The sequence below is a fragment of the uncultured Aquimarina sp. genome (genome assembly GCF_947495315.1).
Lineage (GTDB): Bacteria > Bacteroidota > Bacteroidia > Flavobacteriales > Flavobacteriaceae > Aquimarina.
This window is the reverse complement of sequence record NZ_CANLYD010000022.1, coordinates 91,973-108,328: the sequence shown is the minus strand read 5'-3', so window position 1 is coordinate 108,328 and position 16,356 is coordinate 91,973. Positions and strand designations below refer to the sequence as shown.

Genomic DNA, 16,356 nt, shown 5'->3' with positions numbered 1-16,356 from the left:
CTAAAACCTAAAACCTAAAACCTAAAACCTAAAACCTAAAACCTAAAACCTAAAACCTAAAACCTAAAACCTAAAACTTAACATTTATTACAAACCAAAACTATTTTCTCATCATTACAATTGGTCGTAAAGAATAGATAGGTAGGACCACCATCTTTAATTTTAAACTTTTTGCGTATTGCAGAAACATTTTCAGGAAAATTACGTGTGGTGATATTGGCTTTGGTAATTTTCTCTTTCTTAATAGTCTGTTTCTGATAGGGTAGTACCGAAAGTACTTCGAAACTTCTTCCAGGGAATTCTATTTTCTGATCCGAAGTATATAGATGAGAATGATGATGAAGTTTTTCTAGTTTATAAGCTTTTGCGATACTAAAGAAACCTCCTGCTTTCATAATGGCAGCGTTGGGTTCATAGATATATTTTTTGGGTAAAGAAAGTTTGGGTGAAATTTCACTTTCCTCTTTTAATGAAAAGGAAAACGTAATCTTTTTATCTTTTACAAGATTGATAGTATGGATGACGGTGTCTTTTTTAGTTCCTTTTTCCAGAATCCAAAGCAGTTCTTTGACTTCATTGTTCAGAGCAACTACGTGAATTTCCTTGACGAATTGTAGTGATTTTAGCCCAGAATGGATATCAAGCAGCGGAGAAGTTTTAATCAGAATGTAATTACTTTTTGAAAGTAAAAAATCCAGATTGGAAGGGACATCTGGCAGGCAATCTTCCAGAAAGAAAACTTTTCCTTTACTATCGTGTCTTCTCGATGGATCGATATAAATCCAATCGATATGCTCCTGATTTTCTAAAATTTTCAATCCATCATCGGTATGCGTTTTTATATTATTAGCCTCTAAAACCTGAAAATTATGCAATGCGATCTCACTTAATGCTGGATGTAACTCACAATGAATAACGTACTTTACTTTTTTGGAAAAATAATAATCATCAATTCCAAAACCACCTGTAAGATCTATCAATGTATCACCAGAAACTAACTCACTTTTATAAATCGCTGTAGCTTCAGATGAAGTCTGTTCCAGGTTTAGGGTAGGTGGATAATAAACACCTTTTGTTTGATGCCATAGCGGTAATTTATTTTTAGCTTTTAATCTTCCGTTGATCTGTTGCGCCAATTCCTGAACATTAATATGCTCAAAAGGGCTTCCTGATAGTATCAACTTTGTCAGATCTACGTTTTCATCGGATTTCTTGAAGATATATTCCTGTATTTCTGTATGTAGAATTTTTGGGTTCAATGTTATTTCTTAAACTGAAGTGATTTAAACTTTTTTGATTCAAGCGAAAAATAGTATTTTTTGAGCTTCATAGCAGCGCTACGAAGTAAGAAAAAAACAAAAATTGAGTGAAAAAGGACATTTTACAGCGAATTGAGAAAAGTTTATATGACTTCATTAAGGACTCGTTGTTTTTTCTATTAATTCTAAAGTTTCATTAATAAAATTTGTTTTTGATAAAACATAACCACCTCTATCATTTTTATGTTTTGCAGCTAATATTATTTTTAGTTTTTCGTATTCCATAGCCCTTTTTGGATGATTGATCAGATAATCCCTGAACTTTACTTGTTTCCACATTAGATTGTTTTTTGGACACATATGAATATGAAAAATTTGCTCTTTAGCACCATCGAGATTATACCCTTTTCCAAAACTCATATAAGCATCAAATAGCTCTCTTTTTGGCACTAAGAAATAAGTATATCCAATTTTTTTAAATTGTTTGATAATGGTATCATCAAAAAGTAATTCCTCTGGAGTTTCGATGATAATATCTATATAGGGTTTGGATTTAATAGTAGGAATCGAAGTACTTCCAAAATGTTCAATCCTTAGGATTGCTTCTGTTGATATGGTATCTAATATGAGTTGTTTTTCTTGTTCGAAAATAGTTTTCCAAGCAGAGTTATGATCTACTAATTGGATTGGGAATAAAGTATTCCAGTCTTCTTTAGTTAAGTCATAGAGTGTTTTCTTCATGTATAGCATATTTTGTAGCTAGCAGATTAGTAATTACAACTCTTTAGTCAATTGTTTCACAATTTTATACTCAGATAAAAATTCTTTTGCAATTACTTTGATAGCTGTATAAAAAGGGACGGCTACGATTAATCCGCCAATTCCGAACAAGGCTCCAAAAATAAGAATTGCCAGAAAAATTTCTAAAGGGTGTGATTTTACACTATTTCCAAAAATTAAAGGCTGATTCAGAAAATTATCAATTAATTGGATTACAATATAACCAATCATGATATAGGTTAATTTGGGTAAAATTACAGATTGAAAATCATATCCTAAATTACTGGTAGTTGCTAATATTAAGACCAAAGCCCCACCAAATAATGGGCCTACATATGGGATAAGATTAAAAATAGCGGCAATTAAAGCTACGGCAATAGCATTGTTAACTCCAAAAATTAATAATAAGATAGTGTATAATACAAATAGAATCAATACCTGAAGCAATAAGCCGACAAAGTAGCGAGATAATAGGTCCTTGATTTTAGTAAAAGCTCGCATAAATCTAGTTTCATTTTCTTTCTTTGCAAAAACTAGCATACTATTTTCTAATAGTTTGCTATCCTTCAGCAGAAAAAACGAAATAAATAATACTGAAAACAATCCAATTAGTAGTGCACCAAAACCACTTAAGAAAGTATTAATAGCATCTGGTATTGCCTTGAGATCAAAAAACTGCATCAGATCTGTTTGTTTGATCAATTCTATAAAGTTTAGTTTTTCGACATTAAAATAATCACTGATTTCCTGATTTAAACGGTCGAAATCATCACCAACTTCATTAATGTCGATTGATCCAATCAGTTGTCCTTGCTCCGTAACAATGGGAACGAATAATAAAAACAAACTAAGAAACAATCCGATGGTGATGAATAAGGCAAACATTACTGCAAGGGTATTGTTAAATTTTAATCTCCTTTTTAGGAATTGTACCAATGGCCTTCCCATCAATGAAATGACAGCAGCAAAGGTGATATAAAGTAAGATGGACTGTATTTTATACAAAAACCAGAGTAACACAAGCACACCAACAAGGATTGCTATTGCTCTCAGAATACCATAAGCGATTGTTTTAGAACTCATAAGCAACTATTTTTCGTAGAAATCTTAGTTTTTAAAATTTTAATAATAATCTTCATCAACCATCAACCATCAACCATCAACCATCAACCATCAACCATCAACCATCAACCATCAACTGTTTCGTAATTTCATAGAGCGTAATTCCAGTAGCTGTAGCCACATTCATACTACTATTAGTACCGTACATATTAATATGTATACTTTTTGTTGTTTTGGTTAATGCCTCTTCAGAAATACCTTGGCTTTCATCGCCAATAATAAGGGCAATTTTATCATTAGCAGAAAAATCTATTTCTGATGCGGGAATACTGTTTTGCGTAATTTCTAATCCGATGATCTTATATCCTTCAGACTGTAATTTATCAATAACCGGTATAATCTGATCTTCTTGTTCGTAAGGGATCATCTCGTGAGTAGCTCTAGCGGTACGTTGCATTCGTTTGCTAATCACTGTGATATCTTCTCCACAGAAATATATTTTTTGGATTCCAAAACTATCAGCAATTCTAAAAATACTACCAATATTTGCAGGAGAATTAACACGGTCGCAAACCAACGTGATAGGAAATTGTTTTTTGACAAAAATAGTGTTCTTGTGGTGTAATTGCGCTGTCATCTATTTAATTCTCAAAAGCATATTTGATTATATTCGCACCCATTTTTAGTGCTTTTTGACGAACCTCTTCCGAGTCATTATGAATTTCAGGGTTTTCCCAACCATCACCCAAATCACTTTCGAAGGTGAATAGCAATACCAATCTTCCTTCGTGAGTTATTCCTAATGCTTGCGGACGTTCTCCATCGTGTTCGTGTATTTTAGGTAACCCTTTTGGGAATTTATATTTTGACGAAAAAATAGGGTGAGAAACAGGTAGCTCTACTAACTCCTTATCCGGAAATATTTTGATCAATTCCTTTTTGACATAAGGTTCCATACCGTAGTTATCATCGATATGCAAAAAACCACCACTTAGCAAATAGTTTCGCAAATTCTCTGCATCTTGTTCCGTAAAAAAAACATTTCCGTGACCAGTCATATGGATATATGGATACTGAAAAATATCTACACTCTCTGGCTTTACAGTTTTTGGTTTAGCACTCATCGCTGTGCGAATGTTTTGGTTACAAAAACTAATTAGATTAGGTAATGCCGTAGGATTACTATACCAATCGCCACCACCATTATATTGTAATACTGCAATATCCTGAGCTATTGTAGCTCCAGAAAATAATAAGAGGCAAATAAAACCTGTAAGTTTTGTGATCATCATCGTCTAAATAAGAGACTTTAAAAGTACTAAAATAAACGAGATGATAAGAAACCTTTTCATACTATTAACGATCACAATTTCCGGACTGGTTACTGCTCAGGATGATGGCGATGCAATTGTGGTAATGGAATTATTTACCTCACAGGGATGCAGCAGTTGTCCGCCAGCAGATGAATTATTGGATGCTATCAAAGAAAAATATGAAGATAATAATGTTTTTGTTTTATCCTATCATGTGGATTATTGGAACCGATTAGGCTGGAGAGATCCTTTTAGTGATGCAGCATTTAGCGATTATCAAAGAGATTATGCCCAACAGTTTAATAGTAGATCTATTTATACACCACAATTGGTAGTTAATGGCAGTGAACATTTTACGGGGTCGAATAGTACCAAAGCACTAGCGGCGATACGCAAGTATTCAACATCTAAAATAATCAATACCATCAAACTTACGGATTTGAAGAAGGAAGATGATCAGATTGTAATCGAATATAATGTAGAAGGCTCAACGTTTGATCAAGTTACTTTTGCGTTAGTTGTATCAGAACGAACAACAAAAATCGGTAGAGGAGAGAATCGAAACAGAACACTAAAAAACACCAATATTGTTATTAATCGTTTGGTAAAAGAAGATGTATCTGGATTAGTCACATTATCCATTCCTGATTGGATAAGTAATAACGATGAATTATTAATCATTGCCTATACACAAAATGATGAATTAAAAACTACCGGAGCCACCAAAATAAATATCTAATTAAATTTCCCAAAACAGTAATCAAACCACAACAATCATTGTTGTGGTTTTTTTACTTTAATTAAGTAAATTGTCAAATGGAATGGTAGTGCATTTTTATCTGTTACTACTCTTATACAAACCGTTTTGAGTTATTGTGTCCTCATCTCGAATAAAGGTCACATAATTATATACAAAAAAACATATTAATTCGTTAAGCTAATGAGTAGAGTATGAATTTTAGCAACAAAACTTAAGCTTATTCAGGATTGTATAAGTGCTTTCAAAAAATAACAATTATGAAAATTTATAAGACAATAAATTTGAGAAAATCAATTGCATTGCTATTTTTTATAGTAAGTCAAATTTCATTAGTAGCACAAACAGTAAACTATACAGAATCCAACAATATTATTGCAAATCCAGAAAGAGGTTTACAAAAATATTCTATAACCTCTAGTGATTATGCAATCACCACTGGAGCTAATAATTTATCTGTTTCTACATTGAATGGCTGGAAAAGTAGTTCGGATAAAGTGACTGTCGTGTATCGATACTTTCTTCTAGATGCTTTTCTGAATTCAGATATTAACACTACTTTTTTAAATAACATACAAAACGATTTTAACAATGTTAGAGAAGCAGGCTTTAAGATTATTGTACGTTTTTCTTATTCTAATGCCCAAGGAACAGATGCTCAACAACCTATAAAATCTCAAATATTAACTCACATTTCTCAACTGTCACCAATATTAAATGCTAATAAAGATGTCATTTTTTCTCATCAAGCAGGTTTTATAGGTACTTGGGGAGAATGGTATTATACCAACTCAACAGAATTCGGTACGGATGGTAACATCTCTACAGCACAATGGGCAAATCGTAAGGAAATTATAGATGCCATGTTAACGGCTACGCCTATGGAAATTCCTATTCAAGTTCGATATACAGGAATTAAAACTAACATGTATGGGGTTTCACAACTAACCGAACAAACTGCTTATCAAAATACTGCTAATGCCAGAATAGGTTTCTTTAACGATGCTTTTCTGAATGATTGGGGTGATCAAGGAACATATTCGATATCTAGTCAATGTGAGAATCCTATAGGTACAATGGATTATAATTATATCTCAAATGAAACTAAATATTTACCCATGACAGGAGAAACTAATGGATTAAGTCCTTGTGATAATGGTTTTAGAACCACGGGTGTAAATGCTATAAATGAATTAGATTTAACTAATTGGACAACTATTAATAGAGATTACTATACGCCTTTTTGGGATCAAGTAATTAGCTCAAATCACTATAACGACATTTTGAAAAACTTAGGGTATAGATTTGTATTAAATTCATCTACAATAACATTAGATGATACAGGTTTTGACTTGACTTTAAACATATCAAATGTTGGTTTTGCAAGACCCTTTAAACAAAGAAATGTTTATCTCGTAATAAAAAATACAGTCACAAATGCTATTACAAAACAATTAGTCAACACAGATATTAGAACATGGGAAACTACTGTTTCCATTACTCAAAATTTCGATTTTCAATTATCCGGAACATTTCAATTATATCTTTGGATACCTGATAATGGGCCTTTATTAGAAACAAATCCTGATTATAGTATTCAATTTGCTAATTCAGGTACTTGGGATTCGGTAACAGGATATAATGATTTATTGCAAACCATAAATTTAACCACACTTGACGTTGAAGACTTCTCACTTAACGAATATCTATTTATGTACCCAAATCCAGCATTGGATTTAATTACAATTCAATTAAAAAATTCTGATAAAGAAAAAGTTCAAATCTATAATACAATTGGACAAGTAGTTAAAGAAGTACTGATTTCGAATAATCATAAATTGGATATCTCTAAATTGCCAAAAGGAGTATACTTTATATGTTTATATAATAATAAATTATCGACTTATAAATTTGTGAAGCAATAATCTAAAAGAAGAAATGATGTATTGATTATAAGTCTATTTGATTATGAATTAGCTGAAACAGGTACAAAAACTATATGAACAATGAAATAATTGAAGAGAAAAGTTGGTGGAAACGGAATTGGAAGTGGTTTTTGCCACTTATAAGTTTTACTTTGATTTGTTTAACTTTGTTTTTCTCTTCTGGAATGGGAGGGCATATGGCTGACTTTGCTCAAGCATATGCGGATACTGAACTTTATGAAAATGCACTGAAAAAGGTTCAACAGAATAAAAAAGCAACTAATCTATTAGGTCAATTATAACCAATTGATAATTTGGCGATTTTGGAAGGTGAAGTTCGCTATTCTGACAATAATAAGTCAGTTGATTTATCTATTCGTATTAAAGGAAGTAAAAGAAAAGCTTCTATGGATATTTCTGCTGACAAAATAAATGGAGAATGGAATTATAAGAAAATTAATATCCGAATTAAAAAACCTATCGAGGAAAAACAAACAATTAAAATACTTGAGCAATCAGAATAAAAAACTAATAGCTATAAAATTAAATGAGTTGGATTAAAAAAATAGCAATTTTCACTATAGTTTTGATAGGAATTATAGTTCCTTTTATTCCTTCTTTTATAGTTATTGAAATGTTTTTTCTCTTGATTCCTTTTGGGATAATTTTTGTGGTGACCTTAATTTATTTGATTATCAGTCTCTTAAGTAAAAATGTAAATACTAGAAAAGCTTTATTCGTATTTTCAATTCTTCCGATTTTTATAATATCACAAATTGTATCTGGTTTTACTGTAGATAAAATTCAAAGACTTAGAAGCAACCGTATAATAACTGAAATTGAAAAACTCAAATCTGAAACCGGAGTTTTGCCTGAGAAATATGAACTAATTGCAGGAATAGAATATATTAAACTAAAAGACAACAAACATTTCATAATTAAATATTCAAGAGGATTTATGGTCACGGAAAAATACGATTCTGAAAATACGAATTGGAGAAGTTACGGTTGGAATGATTAAAAACTATGGTCAAGGGTCAGGTGAGAAAATCTGTCAGATTTAAATTTATAAGAAATTCTGAATTGAAAGACTAAAAATAACGGCTCTACAAAACTAAAAATGAAAGCATGCTAACAGATATCAATCCGAAATTACCAATGCGTGATAAAAATATCACAAGACAGTTTTATATACATAAATTAGGATTTAAAGAATTTGGAAGTGCTGACTTTGATGGTTATTTGATGATGGAAAAAGACCAAATTCAAATTCATTTCTTTGAATTTAAAGAACTTGATCCTAAAGAAAACTACGGACAGGTTTATATTAGAACTGACAATATTGACAGTTTTTACCAATCATTATTAGACAATAAAACGAATATTCATCCGAATGGACCGTTGGAAATTAAGCCTTGGGGACAAAAGGAGTTTTCAGTGCTTGACCCAGATAATAATCTATTGACATTTGGACAAAGTATTTAAAAAAACGGATCGCCAATAATAACTATAAGTAATTACTTTCCTCTACATTCGCTATCTTAGCACATAATCTTACAGTGGCAATCAATCATATTCACACATAAATCATTCATCATGGCAAAAAAGCGTACATGGAAATTTTGGACCTCAAGAACTTTACTTATCATTTTGGTTCTGGGATTACTTTGGCTAGTAAATCTTATCTGGTTTCGACCATTTAGTATCAATCATTTTTATGATAAGGTATTTGCAGAACTAGCTTTAGATAGCCCTGAACTTACCACATCTATGGGTATTCCAATAATCTATGACTGGTCTAAGGATGAATTGGATGATATCTCTGATGCAAAACAATGGGAAACTTTCAATAAAATGAAAGAAGACTATAAAACTTTACAGAGCTATAATTTTGAAAATCAGTCAGAAGCCAATCAATTAAATACTAAGATTTTAGGGTTTTACCTGGAAGGGTTAATGGATGGTGAGCGTTTTTTCTATCACGATTATCCAGTGAACCAAATGGGAGGGGTACAGAGTTCGTTACCAAGTTTGATGGAAAATTCGCATAAACTTAGAGATAAAAGTGATGCTGAAGCGTATATCACGCGCTTATCTATTTTTGATACTAAGTTTGATCAATTAATTGAGAGCCTAAAAATAAGAGAGGATAAAGGGATCATCCCTCCAAAGTTCGTTATGGATCGCGTACTAGATGAAATGAATGGTTTTATTGGTGAGAAAAAATCAAATATTCTATATACTAATTTCGAAACTAAAATTGACAAATTAGAGGAGTTATCTCAAGAAGAAAAAGATACACTTAAAAAACAAGTCGAAGAGGAAATAGAAACTACCGTTTTTGGTGCTTATAAAAAACTCATTGCGTATTTCGAACAGCTTAAAGGAAAGGCTACCACAGAAGATGGAGTTTGGAAATTACCCGATGGCGAAGCGTATTATCGTTATCAGTTAAAGCAACGTACTACGACAGATCTAGATCCAGAAGAAGTACATCAAATAGGATTGTCAGAAGTAGCAAGAATAAAAAGCGAGATGCAAGAAATCCTTTCTGCAGAAGGATATGCCGATTCTACAAAAACATTGGGTGTTATTATCCAGGAATTAAATAAAGAAGAACGTTTTCTTTTTCCTAATAATGATGAAGGAAGACAAATGGTACTCGATGAATATGATCGTATACTATCCGAAATCAGCGCAGACCTCGACGATGCCTTTGATATAAGACCAAAAGCTGGTCTAGAGGTAAAACGCGTTCCAGAGTTCAAAGAAGAAGGATCAGCTGGTGCGTATTATAACAGGCCTGCTATGGACGGTTCTCGAGGAGGTGTTTTTTATGCGAATCTTAGAAACGTCCATGAATCTGTAAAATTTGGTATGAAAACATTGGCTTACCACGAAGGAGTGCCAGGACATCATTTTCAAATTGCTATTCAATCAGAACTGGAAGGAGTTCCTATTTTTAGAACCATTGGTCTTTTTACATCATATATAGAAGGTTGGGCTTTATACTCCGAACAATTAGCTTGGGAACTAGGTTTTTATGAAAACGATCCTTTTGGAAACCTGGGTAGATTACAAGCTGAGATGTTTAGAGCTGTTCGTCTTGTAGTAGATACCGGTATTCATCATAAAAAATGGACAAGAGAACAAGCAATTAATTATATGGTACAGAATACAGGAATGACCACAACCGAGGTTACAACAGAAATAGAACGATATATCGTTTGGCCAGGACAAGCTTGTGCTTATAAGATCGGAATGCTTAAAATCCTTGAACTTAGAGAAAAAGCAAAACAAAAGCTAAGTGATCGTTTTGATTTAAGAGATTTTCATAATGCGGTTTTAAAAAAAGGGGCAGTTCCGTTGGATATTCTAGAAGAGATTATTGATGCATATATAGAAGATGTTCAAAAGAAAAAATGATAATGGACTGTATAAAGAATAAATCATAATTAAAGTTTATGAATCTAGCAGAAAATAAAAAAAACGCTATTGCTTTTTATAAAATGGCATATGAGGGGAGCCCTAGACAGGCTGTTCAAAAATATCTTGGAAACCAATATATCCAACATAATCCAGATGTAGTAGATGGTATCGAAGGTTTTGTTTCCTATTTTGAAAGGATGCAAAATGAATATCCTGATAAGTCTATTGAATTTGTGAGGTGCATCGCAGAGGGAGATTTTGTGTCCCTTCATACACATCAAACTTGGCCTGGAAATGATGAGTATGTTACTATGGATTTTTTTCGTTTCGATAAGCAGGGAAAAATATGCGAACATTGGGATGCCATACAACAGATTCCAAAAAAATCAGCCAACCCTAATACAATGTATTAATATCAAAGAATCGATATCAATCTTTTAGATAAAAATAGGCCAGAAAGATGAAAATAGCATATATACTTTTTGATGAAATAACGCTCTTAGATTTTATAGGGATTTATGACCCAATAAAAAACATAAAAACAAAAAAGCACATCGAAAATCTAGATTGGGATTTATGTGCAACAAACAAAACCATTAAGGATAGTTTTGGATTAGAAATGATCGTTGATAAAATAAAACCTGATTTATCTGATTATGATATGGTAATAGTTCCTGGAGGCCTTGGAACCCGAGCATTACAATACGATAAAGAATTTATAGATTGGTTACAAACAGCGAATAGAGTGAAATATTTAGTTTCGATCTGTACAGGAAGTTTGTTATTAGGAGCTGCAGGATTTCTCAAAGGAAAAATGGCGACAACAAATTTTAATGAATATAAGTCACTAGAAAAATATTGTGATACAGTTTTGGATAGTAGGATTGTAGATGATAATAATGTAATTACAGCTGGAGCAGTAGCTTCATCTTTGGATCTTGGATTATACATATGTAAAAAGTTAATTGGAGATGAGAAAGCAGAAGATATAAGAAAAGGAATGGATTATCATCCAAAAGAATTCAAAATTACGATACATTAGCTAAGAATAGTTTTTCAAAATTCTTTATACCAAAAAGAAATTTATAAATTACATGCATGGCTAAATTACCAAAACAATATCAGTTTTTAGATGTATCCGATTATGGAAGATCTCCGGGACACTGGATCGCGGATTCATTGAAAAATACGAGATTAACACCAATTCACGTAACTACTTTGTTTATTGTTTCAGGTATTATGGCAATCATCTGCATGTTATACCAGTATAATGCAGCAGCAGCATTTTTCTTGATTTTAAAATCTATTTTGGATGCTGCGGATGGTGAATTGGCAAGAATAAAACGAACACCTTCGTACACGGGACGTTATTATGATTCCATAGCTGATATCATTTTGAACTTTCTATTTCTACTTACTTTTTGGTATATCACAGATAGTTCTATTATCCTTATGTTGTTAGCCTTTGTTGGAATTCAGTTACAAGGAACAGTTTATAATTATTATTATGTGATCTTAAGAAACACTGTAAAAGGAGATGCTACTAGTAGGGTATTTGAAGATACTGCACCCACAGCCATGGAAGGAGAGAAACAGCGTACAGTAAATATCTTTTATAGAATTTATGATATCCTTTATATAGTTTTTGATAAGACAATATACTTTCTTGATAAGGATGCAAATAATAGCAAACCTTTTCCAAAATGGTTTATGACATTGATATCTGTTTTCGGTCTTGGATTTCAGTTGTTGTTTATGGCAGTAATGCTATTGCTTAATTTAGAAGAATACGTAATACCTTTTTTTATAGGATACTCGATTTTAATTCTTGTTTTCATTGGAATTCGAAGATTTGTTTTGAAATGAATATTGTCTTTTGAAGGGGAATAGTCGCTCGTTTTTCATAACAAATAAAATAGCTATCTTGATTAAATATGTAACATTTTCTGATTTAGATGATCGTCTTGTGAAACAATACAGAAACGCAATAAACTTGGCGTTCCCTGATATTATTCTAAACTCTCAAGTCACTAAAAAGTATTGGAGTAGGCTAGAAAAGTACTTTCCGCATACCCAACTATTCATAGTGAGTGAAGATAATAATTTAATAGGTTTTATGAATGCAATACCATTATTCTGGGATCAATCATTAAGTGAATTGCCTAATAAAGGGTGGGATTGGCTTGTGAAAAAAGGGATTAACGATTTTGAAAATAATCTAACACCAAATAGTTTAGGGGGGTTACAAATTATAGTTACTAAGGAATATCTTGGACAAGGATATAGCAAGTTATTAATTGCAAAAGGTAAAAAAGTCAAAGAAAATTTTGGATTCAGGAATTTTGTGATTCCCATAAGACCTATTCTAAAATATAAATATCCTGAGATGAAAATGAAGGATTATATGAGTTTACAAGAGAATGGTGAAATTATGGATCCTTGGATCAGAACACACTTAAGGAATGGAGCAAAGATTATTAAAGTTTGTGAAAATTCTATGAATGTAACAGGTGATATTAATTTCTGGGAAAACTTAATAGATATAAAAATAATGAAATCGGGGGCTTATATGGTTGATGGAGCTTTAAATCTTATAAAAATAGATGTGAAAAACAATTTTGGAGAATATAGAGAAGAGAATATTTGGATTTATTACGCTTAGGTTATTGAAGGAATGTTTAAAATTAATTTAAACAATTCTACAGTATCCTAAAGTAACCATTATTTTATCTTAAGGTTAAATTGGTATGACATCTTTTTGATTGTTAGTTTAAAAGACTAGTATTGTTTATCTTTACATGTTTATTTTATTAAAATTATACTCAATCATGAAAAAAATTACTTTTTTACTCATTTTTCTATGCTCAACAGTTTCTTTTGGGCAAATAATTATTACAGAATTAGCTGATCCTAATGATAATGCATCAGCTAGATATGTCGAAATTTATAATGTAAGTTCTACAGATGTGGATTTAACTGACTGGGAGCTGAGAAGATGGACAAATGGAAATGCTGATCCTCAAACTTCAGGAATAGATTTAACGCCAATTGGTACTTTAGCGGCCGGAGGGTTTGCTGTAATTGCCGCAAATGGAACTGAATTTGAAGCTGTATATGGATTTGCACCAACTATCAATGCTGGTACAGGAGGTGCAGCAGATAGCAATGGTGATGATCAAATTGCGGTTTTTGATGCTTCTGATACAACAATAGATATTTTTGGTGTTCCAGGAGAAGATGGATCAGGAACTTGTCATGAATTTGAAGATGGAAGAGCTGAAAGAGTAGGGAGTGTTACTGCTTCTGCAAGTGTCTTTGATGAGGCAGAATGGAATGTATGGGCAGATAGTGCAGTAACAGGTTGTACTAGCCATACTCTAGGAGCGCAGGATGCTGCTGGTATATTTGATCCAGGTTCATGGATAGGAGCTTCCAGTGATCCTTCTTTAATTGCAAGTGTTAGTTCGGCTGTTTTTGCACCAGGAACTACTTCAGTTGATGTAACTTTTTCGGTGAATAACTTTACCTTAGGAGGAACTAATGTTGTTGAATATATTATTAATAGTGGAACACCTATGACAGCTACTGCAAGTCCAATAAATATATCAGTAATGGATGGACAGTCATATACAGTTACTCTCGAATTAAAGGATGCAAGTGGATCTCTCACACCACAAGTACTTGAAACTGTTAATTTTTCAGTAGGTTCCACAACTACTGTATCTGATGTAGCAACTCTTAGAGGATCATCTGAAGGTAGTTTTTATACGTTAACTGGAGAAGCGATCTTAACTTTTCAACAAAGTTTTAGAAATCAAAAATTTATCGAAGATGCTACAGGTGCTATATTAATTGATGATAGTAACGGTATAATCACATCTATGTACTCGATTGGAGATGGTATTACAGGTATTACAGGAGAGCTAGGTAGTTTTAATGGTCTGTTACAATTCATACCTTCTTCTGATCCAGGTGTTGCTAGTAGTACGGGAAACACAATTGTACCTCAAACTGTAAGCGTAGCAGACCTTACAGCAAATCCAGAAAACTATGAGTCGGAGTTAGTAGTTGTTACAGCCGTAACTGTAGATAATACATCTTCCGCAACTTGGGATAACGGTGCGGAATATCCTATCTCTCAAAATACGGATATGTTTACTTTTAGAGCTACTTTCTTTGATGTTGATTATATAGGTCAAACTATACCAACTACACCTATTGATATAGTAGGTTTAATTACCGAAAGAAATAATGGAAGTTATTTTATTACTGCTAGAGATAGTAATGATTTTCCTACTACATTAAGCGTTGCAGAATTTAATGCAAACGATCGTTCGTTAAAGATATATCCTAATCCTGTGTACGACGGAGTTATTAATTTTCCTGCAATGGCAAATAATAATACCGAAATTAAGATTTTTAGCGTTCTTGGAAGAGAAGTGACAAGCAAGAAGTTGAATAATCAGACATCTTTAGATGTATCTAGTTTTTCACCAGGAATATATTTAGTGCAGTTGTTCGAAAATAACAAGAGAGTTTCCACTAATAAATTAATCATTAGATAACTTAATATTTACTATATAGAAAAGTGCTTTAATTTTAATTGAAGCACTTTTTTTATACCATAACTTTATGAATTATTATTGTCATATTGTTTTAACTATTAAGGAACTACCTTAAAAACAATTAACTGATTTAATTGAGGTAAAAAAGCGTTAAAATTATTATCAGAAATCACTACCAAAGATTTACTGCCATCAGATAATACCGGGCCAAATGTAATTCCTTCTATATTATCTACAATAGTATTCGTTAATTGATTACGAATATTATCAAATTCAAATAGCAGCGTCTTGGTTGCTTTGGTATAGGTTTCGTTCGAAAAGGCAGTTATGCCTAATATATTGGTAGCGTTTGTCGCGTCTACTTTGTAGATTTTAACTGTGTTTCCACCATCTAGATAGCCAGAAGAGAAGGAACGTTCTATACTAAGGAATTTGTCTTCATCATATTCCAGAATTTCTACAAGACCATTGATGGTAAATGTAGTTCCCAATGTAGGTTCACGATCAACAGGATCTAACTCATACGCAAATTGTCGTTCTGCCAATCCTGTATTTTTATTGATACGTGTAATGCGTACTGGTGATTCTGTATCCGAAGTAGTGGGTTCAGGTCCATCTTCAATCAATGGAAGTTCCATTCCTATCCAATAGGCATTATTATCAAAACTTATCGATAGAGATTCTAAAGCACCATTATGTCTTGGACCACTTAGATCATCTATGATATTTGCAGCTAAATTATCAGGTAATACGTAATTTCGTAATTGTATTCCGTTGGTTCCAATTTCTAACAAAGCAGGATTAGTGCCATTATTTATAGAGCCTTCACTAGCGTATATGATATTTCCTGTAGACGTATCAAACCGAATCGCTTCGGGGTCTACCTGATTTTCAAGAAAAGAATTTCCCATAGCATCTCTGATCTCGATCATCCTATCTATAGTTGCATTAGTAAAACTGTTTTGATTGTATGAGATACCCGCTGTATAGTATCTTATAGGGTCTGATCCATCACTTATGATATACCAGACGTCATTTTTGTAATCAATACCAGAGAAACCACCAATTGGTATTCCATTAATATCTTGCATTGGAATAATCAATTCATCTATAAACTCAAGGCTGCTAATTGTATTAACCGATGTAACTGGCGGTTCAGGCTCCGTAGTATTATCATTTGAAGAACAACCGACAAAAAACGTAATAGCACATACTAAGTATATAATTTTTGCCGTCATATCTTTACTGTTAGTAATTATAAAGATA

At 32.4% G+C, this 16,356-nt stretch carries 18 protein-coding genes; 12 read left to right on the top strand and 6 right to left on the bottom strand.

The genetic code is table 11. The annotated features are described in order from the left end of the window. Positions 1 to 77: 77 nt before the first annotated feature. From Q0910_RS26610 to Q0910_RS26590, 5 genes are all read right to left on the bottom strand, one after another. Positions 78 to 1,259 carry a class I SAM-dependent methyltransferase gene (locus Q0910_RS26610; protein WP_299223389.1) on the bottom strand — a complete coding sequence of 394 codons (1,182 nt, stop codon included), beginning with the start codon at positions 1,257 to 1,259 and terminating at the stop codon, positions 78 to 80. 156 nt (positions 1,260 to 1,415) lie between these two features. Continuing rightward, on the bottom strand, positions 1,416 to 2,000 hold the full coding sequence (locus tag Q0910_RS26605) for a GrpB family protein (RefSeq protein ID WP_299223387.1): 585 nt from the start codon (positions 1,998 to 2,000) through the stop codon (positions 1,416 to 1,418). Positions 2,001 to 2,033: 33 nt separating this feature from the next. Next, positions 2,034 to 3,122: an AI-2E family transporter gene (locus Q0910_RS26600; protein ID WP_299223385.1), complete on the bottom strand. Its 1,089-nt coding sequence runs from the start codon at positions 3,120 to 3,122 to the stop codon at positions 2,034 to 2,036. Between the two features lie 97 nt (positions 3,123 to 3,219). Further along, positions 3,220 to 3,738 (bottom strand): TrmH family RNA methyltransferase, encoded by a 519-nt coding sequence (locus Q0910_RS26595; RefSeq protein ID WP_299223383.1) that lies wholly within the window; start codon positions 3,736 to 3,738, stop codon positions 3,220 to 3,222. 4 nt (positions 3,739 to 3,742) lie between these two features. Further along, positions 3,743 to 4,390, bottom strand: a complete 648-nt coding sequence (locus Q0910_RS26590; RefSeq protein WP_299223381.1) for a DUF4159 domain-containing protein — start codon at positions 4,388 to 4,390, stop codon at positions 3,743 to 3,745. Positions 4,391 to 4,433: 43 nt separating this feature from the next. Here Q0910_RS26590 and Q0910_RS26585 point away from each other — a divergent pair, with 43 nt between their 5' ends. The 12 genes from Q0910_RS26585 to Q0910_RS26530 all read left to right on the top strand — a co-directional run bounded on the left by Q0910_RS26585 (position 4,434) and on the right by Q0910_RS26530 (position 15,090). Further along, positions 4,434 to 5,153, top strand: a complete 720-nt coding sequence (locus Q0910_RS26585; RefSeq protein WP_299223379.1) for a thioredoxin family protein — start codon at positions 4,434 to 4,436, stop codon at positions 5,151 to 5,153. A 278-nt stretch (positions 5,154 to 5,431) separates the two neighbouring features. Beyond that, entirely contained in the window at positions 5,432 to 7,096 is a 1,665-nt protein-coding gene (locus tag Q0910_RS26580; RefSeq protein WP_299223377.1) for a DUF4832 domain-containing protein, read from the top strand. 74 nt (positions 7,097 to 7,170) lie between these two features. Next, the gene (locus Q0910_RS26575; protein ID WP_299223375.1) at positions 7,171 to 7,398 is read left to right on the top strand and encodes a hypothetical protein; all 228 of its coding nucleotides are present in this window, start codon (positions 7,171 to 7,173) and stop codon (positions 7,396 to 7,398) included. A gap of 12 nt (positions 7,399 to 7,410) precedes the next feature. Beyond that, a complete protein-coding gene (locus Q0910_RS26570) occupies positions 7,411 to 7,620 on the top strand; it encodes a cytochrome c oxidase assembly factor Coa1 family protein (protein WP_299223373.1) in 210 nt (69 codons plus the stop codon). Between the two features lie 23 nt (positions 7,621 to 7,643). Next, positions 7,644 to 8,117 (top strand): hypothetical protein, encoded by a 474-nt coding sequence (locus Q0910_RS26565; RefSeq protein WP_299223371.1) that lies wholly within the window; start codon positions 7,644 to 7,646, stop codon positions 8,115 to 8,117. 107 nt (positions 8,118 to 8,224) lie between these two features. Further along, positions 8,225 to 8,581, top strand: coding sequence for a VOC family protein (locus Q0910_RS26560; protein ID WP_299223369.1), 357 nt, complete (start codon positions 8,225 to 8,227; stop codon positions 8,579 to 8,581). A 111-nt stretch (positions 8,582 to 8,692) separates the two neighbouring features. Continuing rightward, positions 8,693 to 10,522 (top strand): DUF885 family protein, encoded by a 1,830-nt coding sequence (locus tag Q0910_RS26555; RefSeq protein ID WP_299223367.1) that lies wholly within the window; start codon positions 8,693 to 8,695, stop codon positions 10,520 to 10,522. A gap of 38 nt (positions 10,523 to 10,560) precedes the next feature. Next, a complete protein-coding gene (locus tag Q0910_RS26550) occupies positions 10,561 to 10,938 on the top strand; it encodes a nuclear transport factor 2 family protein (RefSeq protein ID WP_299223365.1) in 378 nt (125 codons plus the stop codon). 47 nt (positions 10,939 to 10,985) lie between these two features. Beyond that, positions 10,986 to 11,567, top strand: coding sequence for a DJ-1/PfpI family protein (locus Q0910_RS26545; protein ID WP_299223363.1), 582 nt, complete (start codon positions 10,986 to 10,988; stop codon positions 11,565 to 11,567). Positions 11,568 to 11,623: 56 nt separating this feature from the next. Beyond that, a complete protein-coding gene (locus Q0910_RS26540) occupies positions 11,624 to 12,391 on the top strand; it encodes a CDP-alcohol phosphatidyltransferase family protein (RefSeq protein WP_299223361.1) in 768 nt (255 codons plus the stop codon). Positions 12,392 to 12,449: 58 nt separating this feature from the next. Continuing rightward, positions 12,450 to 13,187 carry a hypothetical protein gene (locus tag Q0910_RS26535; RefSeq protein ID WP_299223359.1) on the top strand — a complete coding sequence of 246 codons (738 nt, stop codon included), beginning with the start codon at positions 12,450 to 12,452 and terminating at the stop codon, positions 13,185 to 13,187. Between the two features lie 166 nt (positions 13,188 to 13,353). After that, positions 13,354 to 15,090: a T9SS type A sorting domain-containing protein gene (locus tag Q0910_RS26530; protein ID WP_299223357.1), complete on the top strand. Its 1,737-nt coding sequence runs from the start codon at positions 13,354 to 13,356 to the stop codon at positions 15,088 to 15,090. Positions 15,091 to 15,188: 98 nt separating this feature from the next. On the opposite strand, the gene Q0910_RS26525 is transcribed toward Q0910_RS26530, so the two are convergent. Beyond that, positions 15,189 to 16,328 carry an esterase-like activity of phytase family protein gene (locus tag Q0910_RS26525; protein ID WP_299223355.1) on the bottom strand — a complete coding sequence of 380 codons (1,140 nt, stop codon included), beginning with the start codon at positions 16,326 to 16,328 and terminating at the stop codon, positions 15,189 to 15,191. Positions 16,329 to 16,356 lie beyond the last annotated feature (28 nt).